The sequence below is a fragment of the Sphingomonas sp. BL-S-30 genome (assembly GCF_055521475.1).
Window position 1 is genome coordinate 1,454,163 of sequence record NZ_CM145481.1, and the last position, 17,289, is coordinate 1,471,451.

Annotated in this window: 20 protein-coding genes; 4 read left to right on the plus strand and 16 right to left on the minus strand. The window is 67.4% G+C overall.

The annotated features are described in order from the left end of the window. Window positions 1–2: 2 nt before the first annotated feature. On the minus strand, window positions 3–1,250 hold the full coding sequence (locus ACZ1I5_RS06795) for a pseudouridine synthase (RefSeq protein ID WP_465173910.1): 1,248 nt from the start codon (window positions 1,248–1,250) through the stop codon (window positions 3–5). A 233-nt stretch (window positions 1,251–1,483) separates the two neighbouring features. On the opposite strand from ACZ1I5_RS06795, the gene ACZ1I5_RS06800 reads away from it, so the two are divergent. After that, a complete protein-coding gene (locus ACZ1I5_RS06800; RefSeq protein ID WP_465172947.1) occupies window positions 1,484–1,915 on the plus strand; it encodes a response regulator in 432 nt (143 codons plus the stop codon). Window positions 1,916–1,919: 4 nt separating this feature from the next. Here ACZ1I5_RS06800 and ACZ1I5_RS06805 read toward each other — a convergent pair whose 3' ends face one another. Beyond that, window positions 1,920–2,495, minus strand: a complete 576-nt coding sequence (locus ACZ1I5_RS06805; protein WP_465172948.1) for a DUF308 domain-containing protein — start codon at window positions 2,493–2,495, stop codon at window positions 1,920–1,922. Window positions 2,496–2,587: 92 nt separating this feature from the next. On the opposite strand from ACZ1I5_RS06805, the gene ACZ1I5_RS06810 reads away from it, so the two are divergent. Beyond that, window positions 2,588–3,166: a TetR/AcrR family transcriptional regulator gene (locus tag ACZ1I5_RS06810; protein WP_465172949.1), complete on the plus strand. Its 579-nt coding sequence runs from the start codon at window positions 2,588–2,590 to the stop codon at window positions 3,164–3,166. 9 nt (window positions 3,167–3,175) lie between these two features. On the opposite strand, the gene ACZ1I5_RS06815 is transcribed toward ACZ1I5_RS06810, so the two are convergent. Beyond that, complete coding sequence (locus ACZ1I5_RS06815; protein WP_465172950.1) at window positions 3,176–4,315, minus strand: aromatic ring-hydroxylating oxygenase subunit alpha; 1,140 nt, start codon at window positions 4,313–4,315, stop codon at window positions 3,176–3,178. Window positions 4,316–4,379: 64 nt separating this feature from the next. Here ACZ1I5_RS06815 and ACZ1I5_RS06820 point away from each other — a divergent pair, with 64 nt between their 5' ends. Next, window positions 4,380–5,750 (plus strand): AmpG family muropeptide MFS transporter, encoded by a 1,371-nt coding sequence (locus tag ACZ1I5_RS06820; protein ID WP_465172951.1) that lies wholly within the window; start codon window positions 4,380–4,382, stop codon window positions 5,748–5,750. Next, window positions 5,747–6,496 (plus strand): tetratricopeptide repeat protein, encoded by a 750-nt coding sequence (locus ACZ1I5_RS06825; protein ID WP_465172952.1) that lies wholly within the window; start codon window positions 5,747–5,749, stop codon window positions 6,494–6,496. Before ACZ1I5_RS06820 ends, ACZ1I5_RS06825 begins: the two co-directional genes overlap by 4 nt. Here ACZ1I5_RS06825 and ACZ1I5_RS06830 read toward each other — a convergent pair. The 13 genes from ACZ1I5_RS06830 to ACZ1I5_RS06890 form a co-directional block, all read right to left on the minus strand. Next, window positions 6,486–6,920, minus strand: coding sequence for a DUF6628 family protein (locus tag ACZ1I5_RS06830; protein ID WP_465172953.1), 435 nt, complete (start codon window positions 6,918–6,920; stop codon window positions 6,486–6,488). The two genes, ACZ1I5_RS06825 and ACZ1I5_RS06830, sit on opposite strands and share 11 nt — an antisense overlap. Window positions 6,921–6,989: 69 nt before the next feature. Next, entirely contained in the window at window positions 6,990–8,327 is a 1,338-nt protein-coding gene (locus ACZ1I5_RS06835; protein ID WP_465172954.1) for a bifunctional folylpolyglutamate synthase/dihydrofolate synthase, read from the minus strand. Next, the gene (locus ACZ1I5_RS06840; RefSeq protein ID WP_465172955.1) at window positions 8,328–8,711 is read right to left on the minus strand and encodes an endonuclease domain-containing protein; all 384 of its coding nucleotides are present in this window, start codon (window positions 8,709–8,711) and stop codon (window positions 8,328–8,330) included. A gap of 45 nt (window positions 8,712–8,756) precedes the next feature. Beyond that, the gene (gene accD / locus ACZ1I5_RS06845) at window positions 8,757–9,611 is read right to left on the minus strand and encodes an acetyl-CoA carboxylase, carboxyltransferase subunit beta (RefSeq protein WP_465172956.1); all 855 of its coding nucleotides are present in this window, start codon (window positions 9,609–9,611) and stop codon (window positions 8,757–8,759) included. Further along, entirely contained in the window at window positions 9,608–10,420 is an 813-nt protein-coding gene (trpA, locus tag ACZ1I5_RS06850) for a tryptophan synthase subunit alpha (protein WP_465172957.1), read from the minus strand. Before trpA ends, accD begins: the two co-directional genes overlap by 4 nt. Next, window positions 10,417–10,611: a hypothetical protein gene (locus tag ACZ1I5_RS06855; protein ID WP_465172958.1), complete on the minus strand. Its 195-nt coding sequence runs from the start codon at window positions 10,609–10,611 to the stop codon at window positions 10,417–10,419. Before ACZ1I5_RS06855 ends, trpA begins: the two co-directional genes overlap by 4 nt. Then, on the minus strand, window positions 10,608–11,837 hold the full coding sequence (gene trpB / locus ACZ1I5_RS06860; protein ID WP_465172959.1) for a tryptophan synthase subunit beta: 1,230 nt from the start codon (window positions 11,835–11,837) through the stop codon (window positions 10,608–10,610). The genes ACZ1I5_RS06855 and trpB overlap by 4 nt, the downstream gene beginning before the upstream one ends. A gap of 74 nt (window positions 11,838–11,911) precedes the next feature. Further along, window positions 11,912–12,550, minus strand: a complete 639-nt coding sequence (locus tag ACZ1I5_RS06865; protein WP_465172960.1) for a phosphoribosylanthranilate isomerase — start codon at window positions 12,548–12,550, stop codon at window positions 11,912–11,914. A 16-nt stretch (window positions 12,551–12,566) separates the two neighbouring features. Continuing rightward, complete coding sequence (locus ACZ1I5_RS06870; protein WP_465172961.1) at window positions 12,567–13,076, minus strand: GNAT family N-acetyltransferase; 510 nt, start codon at window positions 13,074–13,076, stop codon at window positions 12,567–12,569. Between the two features lie 3 nt (window positions 13,077–13,079). Next, window positions 13,080–13,754: an orotidine-5'-phosphate decarboxylase gene (gene pyrF, locus ACZ1I5_RS06875; protein ID WP_465172962.1), complete on the minus strand. Its 675-nt coding sequence runs from the start codon at window positions 13,752–13,754 to the stop codon at window positions 13,080–13,082. Beyond that, a complete protein-coding gene (locus ACZ1I5_RS06880) occupies window positions 13,751–14,095 on the minus strand; it encodes a hypothetical protein (RefSeq protein ID WP_465172963.1) in 345 nt (114 codons plus the stop codon). The genes pyrF and ACZ1I5_RS06880 overlap by 4 nt, the downstream gene beginning before the upstream one ends. A 191-nt stretch (window positions 14,096–14,286) precedes the next feature. Beyond that, a complete protein-coding gene (locus ACZ1I5_RS06885; protein WP_465172964.1) occupies window positions 14,287–16,581 on the minus strand; it encodes a patatin-like protein in 2,295 nt (764 codons plus the stop codon). Beyond that, on the minus strand, window positions 16,581–17,276 hold the full coding sequence (locus ACZ1I5_RS06890) for an endonuclease/exonuclease/phosphatase family protein (protein ID WP_465172965.1): 696 nt from the start codon (window positions 17,274–17,276) through the stop codon (window positions 16,581–16,583). The genes ACZ1I5_RS06885 and ACZ1I5_RS06890 overlap by 1 nt, the downstream gene beginning before the upstream one ends. Window positions 17,277–17,289: the final 13 nt, after the last annotated feature.

Sequence of the window (17,289 nt, forward strand, 5' to 3'; positions counted from 1 at the left end):
ACTTATTTCCGGGTACGGGGTTTGGGCTTGGGTTTGGCCCAGCCGGCCTTGGGGCGCGGCTTGCCGGTGGGTTTGCCAGCGGGCTTGGCGGCGCGGGTGTCCGACGGCGCCTCGTCGCGGGGCGGACGCGGCGGCTTGGCGCGGACGTTGCGGCCGAGCTCCGGGTTGAACACGCGGGCGGGGCGGGTTTCGCCCGGATGCGCGGCCTTGCCGCCGCCCTTCGGCTTGGCGTCGTAGAAGCGCTTGGGCTTCACGCCCGCGGAAGACGGCGCCGGACGGGCAGCGCGTTCCTCGGCCGGGCGGCTGTCGCGCGGCGACCATGTCGCCGGCTTGTCTTCGCGGGGTGCGCGACGTGCCGGACGGACGTCGAAGGCGGCGCGATCTGCCTTGGCCGCGTCCTCGCGGGTGATGCGGGCGGCGGGGCGGACGGCACGCTTGGGCGCTTCCTGCGCGATCCGCGCGTCGCGGGCGGCGGCGGGGCGCTCGTCATGGCGCGGCGCGCGCGTCGTCCGCTGCGGCGTCTGCGCGCCGAGCCGGACAGGCGACGGCGCTGGGGCGCGACGCTTGATCTCGGGGGGCGAACTCTCCGGTGTGATGTTCTTCGTGGGGTTCTTGCGGAAGGCGATCACATCGACCTGGCGCACTTCGCCGACCTCGCCCACCGGCAGGTCGCCCAGCACGAACGGGCCGTAGCGCGTGCGGATCAGGCGCGAGACGCGAAGACCCAGATGTTCGAGCACGCGGCGGACTTCGCGGTTCTTGCCCTCGGTCAGGATCATTTCGATCCACACATTCGCCCCGGTGCGGCGTTCGAGATTGGCGTTGATCGATCCGTAGCGCACGCCCTCGATCTCGACGCCGTGGATCAACTCCTCGAGCTGCGCCTGAGTGACGGGACCATAGGCACGGGCACGGTACGCGCGCTCGACGCCGGTCGCCGGCAGTTCGAGCTGGCGCTTCAGCTCGCCGTCGGTGGTGAGGAGGAGCAACCCTTCGGTATTGAGATCGAGCCGGCCGACCGGGACCACGCGCGGCAGATCGTTCGGCAGCTTGTCGTAGATCGTCGGGCGCCCGCCGGGATCGCGCTCGGTGACGAGCAGGCCGCTCGGCTTGTGGTAAAGGAACAGCCGCGCGGGGGCCGCGGCCTGGACCGGGTTACCGTCGACGGTAACGCCGTGGAGCGAGGTGAGGATCGTCGCAGGCGTATCGATGACGGTGCCGTTGAGCGCGACGCGCCCTTCGGCGATCATGCGTTCGATTTCACGGCGCGAGGCGATGCCGGCACGGGCGAGCAGCTTGGCGATGCGCTGCTGCTCCTTGGATTCTCTGAAAATGGACACAAGGGCGCTGATACCGCTTTTCTTCGTGTCGACATGAAAAAAATATTGCGCCCGATCCCGAAGCCGCGCGTTAAGAGACGGATGCGTAACAAGGTCGGGGGAAGTTGCTTGCCCGGGCCCAGTACAAAGGCGGGCACCGGACGATGTTGTTCGGCAAAAAGAAACGGCGCATTTGCAGGGTGTTGATTGTCGAGGACGAGCCTCTCGTCGCGTTCGACACGGAACATTTCCTGCGCGAGGCGGAATTCGAGATCGTCGCGACGGTGGACCGCGTCGCCACGGCCGTGGAAGTGATTCGCGGCGAGGAGGACATCGATCTGGTGCTGGTCGACATCAGCCTGGCCGATGGCAGCGGAATCGACGTGGCGCACGAGGCCCATGGTGCCGGCATCCCGGTGCTGTTCGTGACCGGCGCGTGCCCCGAGGGGGCACGCGACGTGGCTGCGGGGTGCCTGTCCAAACCCTATGCGCAACGCGACCTGCTGGCGGCGATCAACGCGATCGAAGCGGTGATCGAAGGCCGGAAGCCGAAACGGCTGCCCAGCGGGTTCAGCCTGTTCGACAAGGCGGCCTAGGACCCTAGCCTTTGGCTCCTGGCCGGAAGGTGAGCCAGAGCGCCGATACGAGGAAGTAGAAGGCGCCGAACGCGGCATAGGGCGCCACATCAGTGATTCCCGGGGTAGCGCTGCCCAGCGATTGTTTGATGAAGAACCCGCCGGCGAGCGCGGACTGGGCACCGCTCAGGATCATGGCCCATTGCGCGCCATAGGTTTGCCAGCGCCGCACCCCCGTGGCGAGCTGCAACAGGCCAGCAAAGATCGCCCACAGGCCGAAGATCGCGAGCACCGCATGCAGGTTTCCGATCATCACCGCCACCGCGACCGCGGTTAGGGTGCTGAGGACCATGTTGAGCGCCTGGGTGCGATTGCGCGCCAGTCCGCCATTGCGCGTCGCGTCGATCAGGTTCGCCAGCGCGTCCCAGGCCGGATAGGCAACGAGCAGCGCAGCGCCGATCGCGGCGGAAGCCGCCCCGATCGTAAAGGCCGCCGCGACCCAGATGGCGGCGACCACGGCGCGCAGGAAATAATAGTTTCGCAGCCCGGCGGCATCCGGCGTGACGGTGCTCAGGGAATGGCGTTGTTCGATGCTCGACATGAGTGATTCTCTCTCTACCTTCTAGTAGGTAGGCGACTAGGCCCTTGCTCATCGGCTTGCAAGCAAATACCTACCTATTGGAAGGTAGGCATATGGCGGGAAGTACGGCACAGCAGATTGTGGAGACGGCGCGTCAGCTGATCATGACACGTGGCTATAACGGGTTCAGCTATGCCGATATCTCGGCGGCGATCGGCATCCGCAAACCGAGCATCCACCATCATTTCACCGGCAAGAGCGACCTGGCGGTCGCCGTGGTGGAGCAATCGCGCGCGATCATCCGCGCGCAGGTCGCCCAGTTGGCGGAGACCGAGCCCGAGGCCGGCGTCCAGCTTCGCGCCTATGCGGGTTATTGGGAGCGCTGCATCCTGGACGATTCGGCGCCCTTCTGCGTCGCCGCGATCCTCGCCGCCGAACTGCCTAGCCTGCCGGACGATCTCGCGCACTCGGTGCGCGCACATTTCGCCGAGCTGTCGGGATGGCTCGCGCATATCCTCGCACTGGGCGTGCGGCAGGGAAGCGTGTCGCTTGTCCGCTCGCCGGCGGAAGAGGCGGATGCGTTCATGTCGGCGATCTACGGTGCGATGCTCTCCGCCCGGGCATTCGGGGAGCCGGAGCGCTTCGTCGCGATCACCGAGACCTTGCTGTCACGCATCGTGCGTCTGCACTAGCTCCGGCGCTCAGAGTCTCGCTTCGACCTGGTCGTGAAAGGCGCGGATGCCGGTTTCCAGCGTGCCGAGCGTGACCCGATCGATCGCGCCCGAGGCCAGCCCCTCCTGACCCAGCGCGGCGGCACGGAAATCCTCGGAGGCGAAGACGCCGCCATCGAGCAGGTTCCAGCTCTTCTCCCAATGCGCCAGCGCCTTTTCGGTCGTGGGGGCTTCGGGGATCAGCATGAAGTCCTCGACCAGCACCCGGCCTTCGGACTGGGGCATCAGCACCATCAGGTTCATATAGTCCGGGCTGACGATCAGCACGGTGCCGGGGAACATCTGATAGGTATAGGTGATCGCCGCCCTCAGCGTCGGCCAGTCCTCGGCCGAGCAGGCAGCGAGCGCTGCCTCGCGGCCCACCGCGGAGCGCTGGTGCGGGCCGATATGGTCGCCGGTGGAGACGCCGTCCTTGAAGAAGGGGCCGATCGTCTGCGCGTGCAGCCGCTGGACATGATAGCTCTCAAGGAAAGCGTCCATGATCAGCTTCCAGTTGGCGGCCACGTCGTGCGTCCGCCGGCGGAAGAGATGCTGGCCGGCGAGATCGAAGGCGTCGAAATCATGGCCCAGCGCCTCGGCCTCGGCGAAATCGGCATGGTCGTCGAAAGCGAACCAGATCAGGCCGCCGGCCTCGCGCGTCGGCAGGCGCTTGAGGCCGAAGCCGCTCTTGTCGAGGCCGGGGAAGCTGTCCGGCCGGGGCAGGCCGGCAAGCGCGCCGTCGAGCGTGTAGCTCCAGGCATGATAAGGGCAGATCAGCCGCGGCGCGCAGACCGGCTCGCTGCCTTCGACCAGGCGGGTGCCGCGATGCTGGCAGACATTGAGGAACACCTGCGCCTTGCCCTGCCTGCCGCGGGCGACGAGCAGGGGTTTGCCGAAGCCGTCATGCGGCACCGCCATATTGTTCTGCGGCAGCAGCGCGGAAGGCCCGATGACCAGCGGCACCTTGGCAAAGATGCGTGCCTGTTCCGCGGCATGGCGTTCCGGCGCCGTATAGGCGCGGGCATCGACATGGGTGATGCCGAGAGTCGGCCGGGTCCCGCCGGCGGCAAGCTGCGCGGCCAGCGCGAGCTGGCCCAGGGTCGGCACGGTAATCTTGGTGGGCGCGTTCATCTCGCTTCCTCTCCCGATTTTTGACGCTAGTGTCTGCCGGATAAGGCCGGGGAGCAAGAGCGGGATGAGCGAGCTGGAAATCGAGCGGCCGGGCGGCTGGATGGACGGCGTCCGCCCCTATTTCGAAAAGGCCCCGCTGGCGGCGCTGGCGCTCGGCATCTCCTCGGGCTTTCCCTATGCGATGATCGGCGCGACCCTGACGACGCGGCTGGCGCAGGACGGGATCGACAAGAAGACCGTCACCGCGTTCAGCCTCGCCTTCCTGGTCTATAATCTCAAATGGATATGGGCCTGGGCGGTCGACGGCGTGAAGCTGCCGATCATCGGCCGGCTGGGGCAGCGCGTGTCGTGGCTGCTGCTCGCGGGCGTGCTGGTGATGGCGGCGGTCGCCAACCTCGCGCTGATCGATCCCAAGGCGGATATCATGGCGGCGGCGATTGCCGCGATCCTGGTGGGGGCGGCGGGCGCGACCTTCGACATCGTGATCGACGCCTATCGCATCGAGATCCTCGAACCGCGCCAGCTCGGCGTCGGCTCCGGCATGTCGCAATATGGCTGGCGGATCGGGTCGGCCGGCGCCGGGGCGCTGGCGCTGGTGATCGCCGCGCGGGGCGGCTGGGAATGGGCTTATCTCGCCTGCGCGATGCTGGCGCTGCCGGCGATGCTGGCAGGCCTGATCGTCGGCGAGCCGGCGCGGCACCGGGAGATTGCGGTGCGGCGTGGCATCGGCGCCATGCTCGCCTCGATCTGGGGCCCCTTCGCGCAATTCTTCACCCGCGAGGGCGCGGCGATCGTGCTGGCCTTCATCCTGATCCACAAGGTCGGGGACACGCTCGCCAACCTGACCTTCCGCCTGTTGTTCGACGATCTGAAATTCACCAATGACGAGATCGCCTTTTACGATGTCGGGATCGGCTTCTGGGCTTATCTGATCGGCATCTTCGTCGGCGGCGTGCTCTACGCGAAAATGGGGATGAAGCGGTCGGTGCTGCTGTCCCTGGTGCTGATGGCAGTGTCCAATCTGAGCTTCGCCGTGCTCGCCGCGGCGGGGCATTCGAATATCGGCATGGCGGGCGCGATCGGCTTCGAGAATTTCGCGAGCGGGTTCGGCGGTGTCGCGGTGGTCGCCTATTTCTCGGCGCTGACCGACCTGCGCTTCACCGCCGCGCAATATGCGCTGATCTCCGCCGCCGCGAGCATCGTCGGGCGGTTCGTGACGGGCACCACGGCTGGTGGGTTGATAGAGGCCATGGGCTATGTGAATTTCTATCTGCTCACCACCGTGATCGCCTTTCCCGGGGTGCTCCTGTTCTGGTGGATGATCCGGTCGGGACTGGTCGACCGGTCGATCGGCAGCGCGGGCGGGGGCGATGAACCGCCCGTGCCTGGCGCGGCTCCCGTCGTTGCGGGGGCATCGGAGCCGCCCGCGACATGATCCTCTATCTCGCGATCCTGGCAATCCAGGTGATGCTGGTGATCGACGTGATCCGCAACGGGCGCAATCAGTTGTGGATCATGGCGCTGATGTTCCTGCCGGGCCCCAGCACGATCGCCTATCTGGTGATCGAGGTCTATCCGCGGCTGCAGGGCAATCGTCATGTCCGCACCGCACGTGCCAAAGCAGTGGCGGCGCTCGATCCGGAGCGGGAAGTCCGGGCGGCGCGCGATGCGCTGGACCTGGCGGATACCGCGGCCAATCGCATCCGGCTGGCGGACGCGCTGGCGGCATTGGGCCGATATGGCGAGGCGCTGCCCCTGCTGCGCGAGGCGATCGAGCGGGGGCCGGCCGATATGCGGACGGGCGAAAAGCTGGCGCGGGCGCTGTTCGAGACGGGCGATCCGGCCGAGGCGCTGACGGTGCTCGACGCCAACGATCCGGCGAGCGCGCAGAGCGATCGCGACCGCCAGGGGTTGCTCCGGGCGCGAATCCTCGAAGCGCTCGGGCGCAAGGAGGAGGCGCTGGCGATGTATGCCGATCTCGTCACGCGCCTGCCGGGCGAGGAAGGGCGGTGCCGCTATGCCGCGCTGCTGCTCGACCAGGGCTGGGAGAAAAAGGCGCGGACCGTGCTGGAGGAAGTCGAGGCGCGGATGAAGCGGCTCGACCGGCAGCAGCGCGCGGCCGAGGCCGACATGTATCGCTGGGCGATGGATCGGCTGGGCGAGCTTCGCGCTAGATCGTAATCGGCCGACCCGCATCGGCAAAGGCGGCGGCGAGGGCCATCGCGCTGGCGAGCACGCCGTCGATGCGGCGGATGCCGAGCAGGTCGGCGAGCAACAGCCGGGCCGTCTCCGGCGCCGTCTCGGCGCGGGCGAGCACGGTCAGTACTGCACTTTCAGCTGCGGTCATGCGCATGCAGCAACAGGGCGCGATCGAAATGGGGCCGTTCGCCGTGGTCGCGAGATCGGCCATCAGCGCGCGCATCAGCACGAGCGGGCGACGGAAACCCTCGCCGAAACCGTTGAGCATGGCATGCGCTGCATGAGCATCGGCGAGGCCATGCGCTCCGATCCGCCGGATCGCGAACAAGGCGAGCCGCCCATTGGGGCAGGTCGGCATGGCGTGCGGCAACATCTGGGTAGGGGCCGGGGCTGGGGTGACCGTCATGATACGCGACTCCATCTGCTGGAATGGCAGCGTCGCGATTTGGTTATTGCAAGTCAATAGCAATAAGGATCAGGTCGGTGGTTCGTCGTTTGCGGCGAGCACGTCGCCGGCCAGATAGAGGGAGCCGAGGATCAGGACGATCGGCGGCTCGGCCGGATCGGCGGCCGCGGTGATGTCGGCGAGCGCGGTGCGCACGTCGGTGGCGGGGTTGGCGATCATGCCGAGGCCGCGGGCGATGGCGACCAGTGCCTCGGGCGCATGGTGTTCATGGTCGGGCACCGGGACGGCGTGAAGCGTGGTGGCCAAGCCGACGAAGGGCGCGAGCAGGCCGGCGGGGTCCTTGTTGGCCAGCATGCCGAGGATGAGGTGGACTTCGCTGCGACCGGTGCCCGGAAAGGCGATCTGGCGAAGCGTCGCGGCGACGGTGGCGGCGGCGGCGGGGTTGTGGCCGCCGTCGAGCCAGAGCTCGCTGCCCGGCGGAAGCAGCTCGGCGAGCGGGCCGGTGCCCAAGCGCTGCATGCGCGCGGGCCAACGGGTCGTCTCGGCGGCGGTGCGATAAGCCTCGGGCGGGATGATCAACGAGGTCTGGTGACGGAGCATCGCAATGGCGAGAGCGAGGTTCTCGGGCTGGTGCGGACCGGCAAGGGCGGGCAGCGGAGTCTCGATCCGGCCGGCGGCGTCGCGATAGCCGAGCTTGCCGTCATCGGCGGCGAAGAACCAGCCATCTCCGGCCGCCGACACCGGCGCGCGTGCCGCGCGGGCGACCGCCTCGACGCGCTGCGCGATAGGGATGGGGTAGCGCATCGTAACCAGCGGTATGCCCGGCTTGGCGATGCCGGCTTTCTCGCCGGCGATCTCTTCCGCGGTCTCGCCTAGAAAGCTCTGATGATCGATGCCGAGCTGGGCGATGCCGGTGACGAGCGGACGGGCAATGACATTGGTCGCGTCGAGCCGGCCGCCCAGGCCGACCTCGATGATGCACGCGTCCGCCGGCGTGCGCGAGAAAGCGAGAAAGGCAGCGGCGGTCGTCACCTCGAAGAAACTGGCGCCGATATCACCCGCGACATCGAGCACTTCCTCGAGGAGGGCGGCGAGGGCGTCGTCCCCGATCAGCGTGCCGGCGATGCGGATGCGCTCGTTGAAGCGGACCAGATGGGGGCTGGTATAGACATGAGCCGTCAGCCCGGCCGCCTCGATCGCCGAGCGCAGGAAAGCGCAGGTCGAGCCCTTGCCGTTGGTGCCGGCGACATGCAGCACCGGCGGGAGGCTGTCCTGCGGGTTGCCGAGACGGCCGAGCAATTCGGTGATGCGCTCGAGGCCGAGGATGTCGGCGCCGGGCGACAGCGACCAGAGGCGGTCGAGCTGCTGCTGGACCGCGGCGGAGGTGGAGGTGGCGAAGTCGGGCATCTAAAGCCCTCTCCCCTCTGGGGAGAGGGTTGGGAGAGGGGCAGTCGCGAGCGCAGCGCTTATAGCTGTGAGAACGCTCTCTAAATTCCGCATCACGTCTGAATTGCCAAATCTGATCACGCGATATCCTTGCTGGTTCAGCCACTCGCTACGCCGGTCGTCTCTCGCGGCATCGGCATGCGTGTCGCCATCGATTTCGATAATCAGTTTGCGAGACCTCGCCACGAAGTCGGCGATGAACGGGCCTATCACAACTTGCCGGGAGAATTTGACACCGTCGAAGCGCTTGGCCCGTAACGCAATCCACAACTCGCGCTCGGGCTGCGTCATGTCGCTACGCATGGATTTCGCACGGGCGAGAAGGGCTTCGTCAGTCTTCGGCACTGCCCCTCTCCCAACCCTCTCCCCGGAGGGGAGAGGGCTTTATGGTCACGCCGCTTTCTTCGCGCACAGATAATCGATCAGGCTGGCGAGGGTCGCGCGCAGGTCGCGGCGGTGCTTCACCATGTCGAGCATGCCGTGCTCAAGCAGATATTCGGCCCGCTGGAAGCCCTCGGGGAGTTTCTCTCGGATGGTCTGCTCGATCACGCGCTGGCCAGCGAAGCCGATCAGCGCGCCTGGCTCGGCGATCTGCACGTCGCCGAGCATCGCATAGCTTGCAGTGACGCCGCCGGTGGTCGGGTCGGTCAGCACGACGATATAGGGCAGGCCGGCATCGTGCAGCATCTGGATCGCCACCGTCGCGCGGGGCATCTGCATCAGGCTGAGAATTCCCTCCTGCATGCGTGCACCGCCGGCGGCGGTGAAGATGATATAGGGGCAATTGTCCTCGATCGCGTTCTCGACGCCGCGCACGAACGCCTCGCCGACCGCCAGGCCCATCGATCCGCCCATGAAGGCGAAATCCTGCACGCCGACCACCGCCTTGCGGCCTTCGATCGTGCCGCGCGCGTTGATCAGCGCGTCACCTTCCGACGTCGCGGCGCGGGCTGCCTTGATGCGGTCGACATAGCGCTTGGTGTCGCGAAACTTGAGCGGATCGTCCTGCACCCGCGGGAGCGGGATGATCGTGTAGCTGCCCGCGTCGAAGACATACTGAAAGCGCAGGACCGGGCCGATGCGCTCATGATGCTGGCAGTTCGGGCAGACATGGAGATTCTCCTCCAGTTCCTTCAGGAACACCATCTGCCCGCATCCCTTGCACTTGTGCCAGAGATTGTCGGGCGTATCCTTTTTCGGGACGACGAACGACAGCGCGTTCCGGACGCTGGTGAGCCAGCTCATACTGTTTCCTTTCGGGCCGCGGCGATCGCCGTGGACAGGGAGCGGATATAGGCTTCGACCGGCCCGCTTGCACCCTCGGCGTGCTGGCCGACCAGCTCGACGATCGCCGAGCCGACCACGACGCCATCGGCGACGCGGGCAATGGCGGCCGCCTGATCGGGCGTGCGAACGCCGAAGCCGACGGCGACGGGCAGGTCAGTCGCTGCCTTGAGCCGGGCGACGGCGCTCTCGATCGAATCCTGCGCTGCCTGTTGCAGGCCGGTGATGCCCGCGACCGAGACATAATAGACGAAGCCGCTCGCCCCGCCGAGCACCGCGGGCAGGCGCGCCGCATGGGTCGTGGGCGTCGCGAGGCGGATCAGGTCGATGCCGGCGGCGCGCAGGTTCGGGCCGAGCTCGTCATCTTCCTCGGGCGGCAGGTCGACGCAGATCACGCCGTCGACGCCTGCATCGCGCGCGGCACTGGCGAACCAGTCGGCGCCGCGGCGGAGCATCGGGTTGGCATAGCCCATCAGCACGACCGGTACGCCGGGATGGCGTTCGCGAAAGGCCTTGGCGATGGCGAGGATGTCGGCGGTGGTGGTGCCGGCGCCGAGGCTGCGCAGATTGGCGGCCTGGATCGCGGGGCCGTCGGCCATCGGGTCAGTGAAGGGCATACCCAGCTCGATCACATCGGCACCACCGGCAACCAGCGCGTCGAGGATGGAGCCGGTGGCCCAGGGCGTCGGATCGCCGGCGGTGACGAACGTGACGAGCGCGGCGCGGTGCTGTTCGCGGGCACGATCGAAGGCAGCGGAGAGACGAGTCATCGAGCGGAGCGCCATTGGCTGAAGAGCTGGGACAGGACGCCGACCAGGGCGCCCATTTCCACGGCTTCGAGGCCATGGGGAAGCGGCAAGCGCCAGTCGGAAAAAGCGAGGCCATATTGGTTCAGCTCGCGCACGATCAGCGCAGCCGCGGCGCCCACCACGGCGCCCGTCAACAGATTGGGGATGTTCATATCTCGACCCCCAGCGCCTCGGCGACGGTGAAGATGTCCTTGTCGCCCCGCCCGCACAGATTGCACAGGATGATCTGGTCGCGGTCCATCTCGCGCGCGACGCGGGCAACGGCGGCGATGGCGTGGCTCGGCTCAAGCGCGGGGATGATGCCCTCGGTCCGGCAGAGCAGCTGGAAGGCGTCCAGCGCCTCGGTATCGGTCGCGCTGGTATATTGGACGCGACCGGTCGAGTGGAGCCATGAATGCTCCGGGCCGATGCCGGGATAGTCGAGACCGGCCGAGATCGAATGCGCCTCGGCGATCTGGCCGTCCTCGTCCTGCAGCAGATAGGTCTTGTTGCCGTGGAGCACGCCGGGCGATCCGCCGGCGAGGCTGGCGGCATGCTGCTTGTCGAGGCCGTGGCCGGCCGCTTCCACGCCGAGCATCGCGACACCGGCGTCATCGAGGAACGGGTGGAACAGACCGATCGCGTTCGATCCGCCGCCGATCGCGGCGACGAGCAGGTCGGGCAGGCGATCGATGCGGCTCAGCATCTGCGCGCGTGCTTCCTTGCCGATCACGCTCTGGAAATCACGCACCAGCTCCGGATAGGGATGCGGGCCGGCGGCGGTGCCGATGATGTAGAAGGTGTCGTGGACGTTCGCGACCCAGTCGCGCAGGCCCTCGTTCATCGCATCCTTCAGCGTCATCGCGCCCGAGGTGACCGGGCGGACTTCGGCGCCGAGCAGCTTCATGCGGAACACGTTCGGCTGCTGCCGCTCGATATCGCGCGCGCCCATATAGATGACGCAGGGCAGGCCGAAGCGCGCGCAGACGGTCGCGGTGGCGACGCCGTGCTGGCCGGCGCCGGTCTCGGCGATGATCCGCGTCTTGCCCATGCGCATGGCAAGCAGGATCTGGCCGATGCAATTGTTGATCTTGTGCGCGCCGGTGTGATTCAGCTCGTCGCGCTTGAACCAGACCTGGGCACCCTTGCCTTGCGGGGCGGACTCGCGGAGCGCCTCGGTCAGCCGCTCGGCATAATAAAGCGGACTGGGCCGACCGACATAATGTTCGAGCAGATCCTCGAACTCGGCGGTGAAGGCGGGATCGGCCTTGGCGGCACGATAGGCCTCATCCAGCTCGAGGATCAGCGGCATCAGCGTCTCGGCGACGTAGCGGCCGCCGAACTCGCCGAAATGCCCGCGATCGTCGGGCTGGGCGCGGAAGGAATTGGGGACGTTCATGATGCGCGCGCTTTAGCACCTCGGATGACGGTGTCGAGTTGAGTAAAGCTGTTCGCGGGTGAAGCCGCGCGACGTCAGAGGGCTTTGACGGTTTCCAGGAAGGTCGCGATCTTGGTCACGTCCTTGATGCCGGGCGCGGATTCGACGCCGGAGGACACGTCGACCATCGGCGCGCCGGTGACCGCCACGGCTTCCGCGAGGTTAAGCGGATCGAGTCCGCCGGACAGAGTCCAGGGCAGCGGGTGGCGGAAACCCTGAAGCAGGGTCCAGTCGAAGCGCACGCCCATGCCGCCGGGCAAGGTCGCGCCGGGTGGAGTCTTCGCGTCGTAGAGGATGCGATCGGCGGCGCCGGCGAAGCTTTCGGCGGCGGCCAGGTCGGCGCGGGCCTTCACCGCGACGGCGGCCCAGATGGCGAGGCCCGTACGCGCCCTGATCGCGGCGGTGCGGGCCGGGCTGGTGTTGTGAAGCTGGAGCGCCTGGAGCTGGCCGGCGCCGATCGAGGCTTCGAGCAGCGCGTCGTCGGGATCGACGAACACGCCGACGCGACTGACATGCTCCGGTACGCGCGCGGCGAGTTGCGCGGCGCGCTCGCGACTCAGGCTGCGGGGCGAGGGCGGGAAGAAGACGAAGCCGACATGGCTCGCCCCGCCGCGGATCGCGGCGTCGAGGGTCTCGGGCGTCGAAAGGCCACAGATCTTGGCGGTGACGGGCACGGCGCCGCCATAGCCGTCAGGCGAGGGGCTTGGCCAGTACCGTCATGTAGAGCGGCGGCTCCACCGCGACGGGGAAGTCGCGACGTTCCGGCGTACGGGTGTAACCGCGGCGCTCATAATAAGCGATCAGCTCGGCCCGGTTCTCGATGACGGTCATTTCCATCATCGAGACGCCAAAGACGTCACGAGCGAGCGCTTCCGCTGTCGCGATCAGCCGCTTGCCGAGGCCGGCGGCCTGCAAGGTGGGTTCGATACACAGCAGGCCGAGATAGGCGAGGCCGTCGCCGCGATCAGTGATTTCGACGCAGCCGATCGGGGTATCGCTGTCGAGCGCGATCAGCAGGCGTTCGGCCGGGTTGGCGAGCGCGGCCCGAAGCGTGGCGAGATCGGTGCGGGTGCCGTCGAGCAGGTCAGCTTCATGAGTCCAGCCGGCGCGGGCACTGTCGCCGCGATAGGCGCGCTCGATCACAGGATGCAGGCGCGGCAAATCGTCCGGTGTTGCAAGGCGAATCACGGGGTCGGACATGGGTTAGAGCGTGGCGCCGATTTCGCGCGCGGCGGTATCGGGATCCTCGGCCTGCGTGATCGGGCGACCGACCACCAGGATCGAGGCGCCCGCGTCGAGCGCCTGGCGCGGCGTCACCACGCGTTTCTGGTCACCGGCCGCGCCGTTGGCGGGGCGCACGCCCGGGACGACGAAGAAACCCTTGGGCCAGATCGCCTTGGCCGCCGCGACTTCCTCGCCCGAACAGACCACGCCGTCCACGCCGGCTTTCATCGCCAGCTCGGTCAGGCGGACGACCTGGGTGTGCGGATCGTCCGGGCAGCCGATCGAGGCGAGATCGCGTGCGTCGAGGCTGGTGAGCGTCGTCACCGCGACCACCTTGGTGCCGGTCGGGGCGGCGGCCTTGGCGTCTTCGAGCATCGAGCGGCCGCCGGCTGCGTGCACGGTCAGGATCGCGGGCTCGAGCGGACGCAGCGCCATGATCGCCTTGGCCACGGTATTGGGGATGTCGTGGAATTTCAGGTCGAGGAAGATCGGCAGGCCGAGCTCGGCCATCTCGCGCACGCCGGCGCGGCCATTGGCCATGAAGAATTCGAGGCCGAGCTTGATGCCGCCGACATGGTGATGGACGCGCTGCGCGATCGCCCTGGCCTTTTCCAGGTCAGGCGTGTCGAGCGCGACGAAGATGCGGCTGCTCATGCGCCCCCCGGCGGAACGGCGGTGGGCACGGCGGCCGGCGGGATGGCCGGCGCATCGGGTTCGAGCGGCGTGGTCGCGACCGGCGCGAGCACACCGCGCAGATCAGCGAGGGTGCGCTCCGAGGTGGATAGCCGGTTGCGCAGCCGCCAGCGGATCGCGTTGTAATAGAGCATGGTCGGCACCAGGCCGATCAGGAAGGTGACGAACAGCAGCAGGGGCAGGTTCACCTCGGCGATCAGCCCGCCCCACAGCTTGATCGGCACCGTGGTCCAGTTGCCCAGGGTGAACACCGCGGCAATGAAGGCGAGCAGGCACCAGAACAGGATCTTCAGGAACTGCATCGAGCGCTGTGGCCTTTGAGATTTCCCATATTGGGTAATTCTTACGTCTCCGGTGCCGCTTTGACCAGCCTCGCACCCCAAGTTCGTCATGCCGGACTTGTTCCGGCATCCATTGTGCAACAAGCGCTGTCGCCGCGAGTGGAGAAATGGACCCCGGGACAAGCCCGGGGTGACGGGAAGAGAGGCCGCAGCTAACCGATTTCCTTGCGCAGCGATGCGATCAGCCCCGGGATCGCCTCCAGCTTGGGTTCCTCCTCGTCGAGGATGGCGCAGAAGGCGGCGCGCTTGATCGCGGCGACGCGGCCTGGCTTCAGGTTCGCCGTGGCGGGAAGCGAAGAGAGGACGATGTCGATCATCCGCTCGGCGCCGTGGAGGCGGCCCCAGAGATAGTCGTTCTCGCGATAGGCGCGGCTGAAAAACGCGCCGAAGCTGTTGAACTGGATGCCCTTGAGCGTCGCCTCGGCGCCACCGGCGCGGATCGATTTGGCGTCGTCGGGGGCGATGCGGTCGACCTTGATCGGGTCGAACTCGTCTAGCCCCTCGCCCTGGAGCAACGGCAGGGTGGCGACGTCGAAATAGGGAAAGCCGAGATAGGTCAGCAGGATCGGCCGCTTCAACGCGCGCGGCAGGCCAGTGAAGGCAGCGGCAAGGCGTTTCTCGGTATCGGTATCGAGCTGCTTGAGGTCGAGCGATTCGGCAAGCTTGTCGAGCAGCGGCCCAGCGTCGCCGCGTAACAGCCGGACGTCCTTGCGCAGATGGGCGTGCCGGTCGGTACGCTTGCACTCCAGATAATCGGCGAGCGAGGCATAGACCGCGTCCCGAACAGGCTCCAGATCGACTTCGTCATGATCGCCTTCGAGCTCGGTCAGGCGGCGGGCGAGCAGGCGAAGGCGACGAATGCGGAAGCCGAGATCATAGGAGCGCAGAAAGCCGATCGTCGTCTGGCTGGCGCCGCCGGAGAAGCTGGGCTTCACCTCGTCGAAGCCGCGTTCGCGGACCGCCTCGGCGATATGGCCGCGGATGCGCTCCCAGCGCTGCGGCCCCGGTTCGCCGCCGGCATGGTAGAGCAAGGAGGTCAGTGCCTCGACCACGCCGGCGATCTTGAGATGGCCGTACGCGGCATAGCCATAGCCGGCGGCCTTGGCCGCGGCGGACTGCGCCCGGGCGCGCCAGGTGGCGAGGCGCGAGACGGTCGGGGAATCGAGGAACAGGGTATAGCCGAACAGCGCCTCCACCCGAGTCTCGACCTCGGGCCGGATGCTCGCGACGATACCGCGCATGCGCTCGATCGTGCGGGAGCGCTCGGCGATATCCTCCAGATTGTCGCGGATCGGCTGCTGGCGCGGCAGCTCGGACACGGCGCCGATGATCGTCTGGAAGAAGCCGGGCGCGTTGGGATTGTGCGGGCCGAAGCGCAGCTTCACATTGGGCGATGGGTCGATATAGACGAAACGTCGGTCGATCTCCCGTCGGGCGGGCCGTTCGCGCAGCGCCTCGATAGCCGGGCGGAAGGGCGCGTTGGCCAGGACCGAGCCGTCGATCAACACTGCCTGGTCAGCCGCATTGGCGGCGAACTGGCGCGGCAGGACTCGCTTCAGGAAGTCGGCGCGTCCAGGCCATTCGACCTTGCGGTGCTTCAGCACCTTGTCGAGTTCGCCGACCATGAACGGCGGGAAGGCGCCCGGGAAGCTCGAGGTCGATCGTGCGGCGAAAGCGAGTTCGGCCGCGTGCGCAAGCGTGTCGCCGGACGTGCCGTGATCGGTGAAGGGGACGACGAGACGGTGCTCGGTCTCCAGCACTTCGGGCGGCGAATTGAGCATCAGGCGCTCGGGATGGCCGCGGAAATCGGTGACGGTGACGAACAGGTCGAGCGGCTGGCCTTCCGGCAACAGGCGGGCGCCACGCGGGGCCGAGGCCATGGCATTGAGTGCATCGAGGATCAGCCCGGTGAACAGCGCACCGCCAAAGGGCGGCTCGAACCAGCGTGAGCGGATGAAATGCGACAGCTTGGTGCGGACCTCGTCGCGCGCGCCGGCCTCGACCAGTTCGTCGATATTGTCGCCGCTGCGCCTCTCGGCGTACCAGGCGATCGGCAGCGCCCATATCTTGGAGAAGCGCGAGGACGGGGCCTGATGATCGTCGATCAGCGCCTCGATGTCAGCCGAATCGAGCCACAGCTTGGTCAGTGGTTCGAGCGACTGGCCGGTCGAGATGGCCTGGGCGAGGAACACGCCGTTGATGCCCCCGGCGCTGGCCCCGGCGACGATATCGACCAGCACGCGCATACGCAGGCCGGTTTCTTCCTCGATCTCCTGGAGCAGGTCGCGGTAGACACCCTGGCTGCCGCCCGCCGGTGTCACGCCCTTGTGGAAGGCCTGGCTCGCGCGCGCCAGGCGCCAGATCTCCTTGGTGATGCCGTGCATGTAGACGGCAAGGCTGATGCCGCCATAGCAGACCAGGGCGAGACGGAGCTCCTTCTGACGCATCAGGCGAGTTCCACCGTCGCCCAGATCGGGAAATGATCCGATGCCTTGCGCGCGGTGGCGCTGTGATGGACCCCGCAATCGGTGACGCGCAGATCGGACGAGACCATGATCCGGTCGAGCCGGGCGACCGGGCGGCGGACATGGAAGCTCGGGCCGGTCGCGGCGAAGCTGTAATCGCGGCCGAAATCGCGCAGGCAGCCGGCCTGGGCGCTCCACTCGTTGAGGTCGCCCATCAGCACGGTCGGGCGGCGCTTGGTGCTCGCATCGACATGAGCGAGGATCGCGTGCGCCTGGCGACGGCGCCACAGACCCGACAGGTCGAGATGCATGCCGACGATGCGGATCGGCACGCCATCGGCACGGACATCGGCCATCACCGCGCCGCGCGGCTCGAGCGCGGGGAGGTGGATCGCCTCGCAATCCATCACCACCGAATCCTTGCGGATCAGCAGGACATTGCCGTGCCAGCCCATGCTGCCGGTGCGCGCGCCGAGCGGCACGGCCTTCCACGGGCTATGTTCTTCCAGCGTGTGGAGCGGGATGACGCCCGCCTTGGTGCCGAAGCGGCGATCCGCCTCCTGCAAGGCGATGATGTCGGCATCGACCTCGCGCAGGACCTCGAGGATCCGGTTGGGATCGCGGCGGCGATCGAGGCCGATGCCCTTGTGGATATTGTAGCTGGCGACCTTGATCATGTGCGTGATGGAA

Excerpts from the sequence above, each read along its gene's own strand:
- ACZ1I5_RS06880 (WP_465172963.1), bottom strand. The coding sequence starts at position 14,095 with ATGCAGTTCCTGAAGATCCTGTTCTGGTGCCTGCTCGCCTTCATTGCC.
- pyrF (WP_465172962.1), bottom strand. The coding sequence starts at position 13,754 with ATGAGCAGCCGCATCTTCGTCGCGCTCGACACGCCTGACCTGGAAAAG.
- ACZ1I5_RS06870 (WP_465172961.1), bottom strand. The coding sequence starts at position 13,076 with ATGTCCGACCCCGTGATTCGCCTTGCAACACCGGACGATTTGCCGCGC.
- ACZ1I5_RS06820 (WP_465172951.1), top strand. The coding sequence starts at position 4,380 with ATGAGCGAGCTGGAAATCGAGCGGCCGGGCGGCTGGATGGACGGCGTC.
- ACZ1I5_RS06855 (WP_465172958.1), bottom strand. The coding sequence starts at position 10,611 with ATGAACATCCCCAATCTGTTGACGGGCGCCGTGGTGGGCGCCGCGGCT.
- ACZ1I5_RS06825 (WP_465172952.1), top strand. The coding sequence starts at position 5,747 with ATGATCCTCTATCTCGCGATCCTGGCAATCCAGGTGATGCTGGTGATC.
- ACZ1I5_RS06830 (WP_465172953.1), bottom strand. The coding sequence starts at position 6,920 with ATGACGGTCACCCCAGCCCCGGCCCCTACCCAGATGTTGCCGCACGCC.
- ACZ1I5_RS06810 (WP_465172949.1), top strand. The coding sequence starts at position 2,588 with ATGGCGGGAAGTACGGCACAGCAGATTGTGGAGACGGCGCGTCAGCTG.
- ACZ1I5_RS06815 (WP_465172950.1), bottom strand. The coding sequence starts at position 4,315 with ATGAACGCGCCCACCAAGATTACCGTGCCGACCCTGGGCCAGCTCGCG.
- ACZ1I5_RS06800 (WP_465172947.1), top strand. The coding sequence starts at position 1,484 with ATGTTGTTCGGCAAAAAGAAACGGCGCATTTGCAGGGTGTTGATTGTC.
- trpA (WP_465172957.1), bottom strand. The coding sequence starts at position 10,420 with ATGACTCGTCTCTCCGCTGCCTTCGATCGTGCCCGCGAACAGCACCGC.
- ACZ1I5_RS06805 (WP_465172948.1), bottom strand. The coding sequence starts at position 2,495 with ATGTCGAGCATCGAACAACGCCATTCCCTGAGCACCGTCACGCCGGAT.
- ACZ1I5_RS06890 (WP_465172965.1), bottom strand. The coding sequence starts at position 17,276 with ATGATCAAGGTCGCCAGCTACAATATCCACAAGGGCATCGGCCTCGAT.
- trpB (WP_465172959.1), bottom strand. The coding sequence starts at position 11,837 with ATGAACGTCCCCAATTCCTTCCGCGCCCAGCCCGACGATCGCGGGCAT.
- accD (WP_465172956.1), bottom strand. The coding sequence starts at position 9,611 with ATGAGCTGGCTCACCAGCGTCCGGAACGCGCTGTCGTTCGTCGTCCCG.
- ACZ1I5_RS06885 (WP_465172964.1), bottom strand. The coding sequence starts at position 16,581 with ATGCGTCAGAAGGAGCTCCGTCTCGCCCTGGTCTGCTATGGCGGCATC.
- ACZ1I5_RS06835 (WP_465172954.1), bottom strand. The coding sequence starts at position 8,327 with ATGCCCGACTTCGCCACCTCCACCTCCGCCGCGGTCCAGCAGCAGCTC.
- ACZ1I5_RS06795 (WP_465173910.1), bottom strand. The coding sequence starts at position 1,250 with ATGATCGCCGAAGGGCGCGTCGCGCTCAACGGCACCGTCATCGATACG.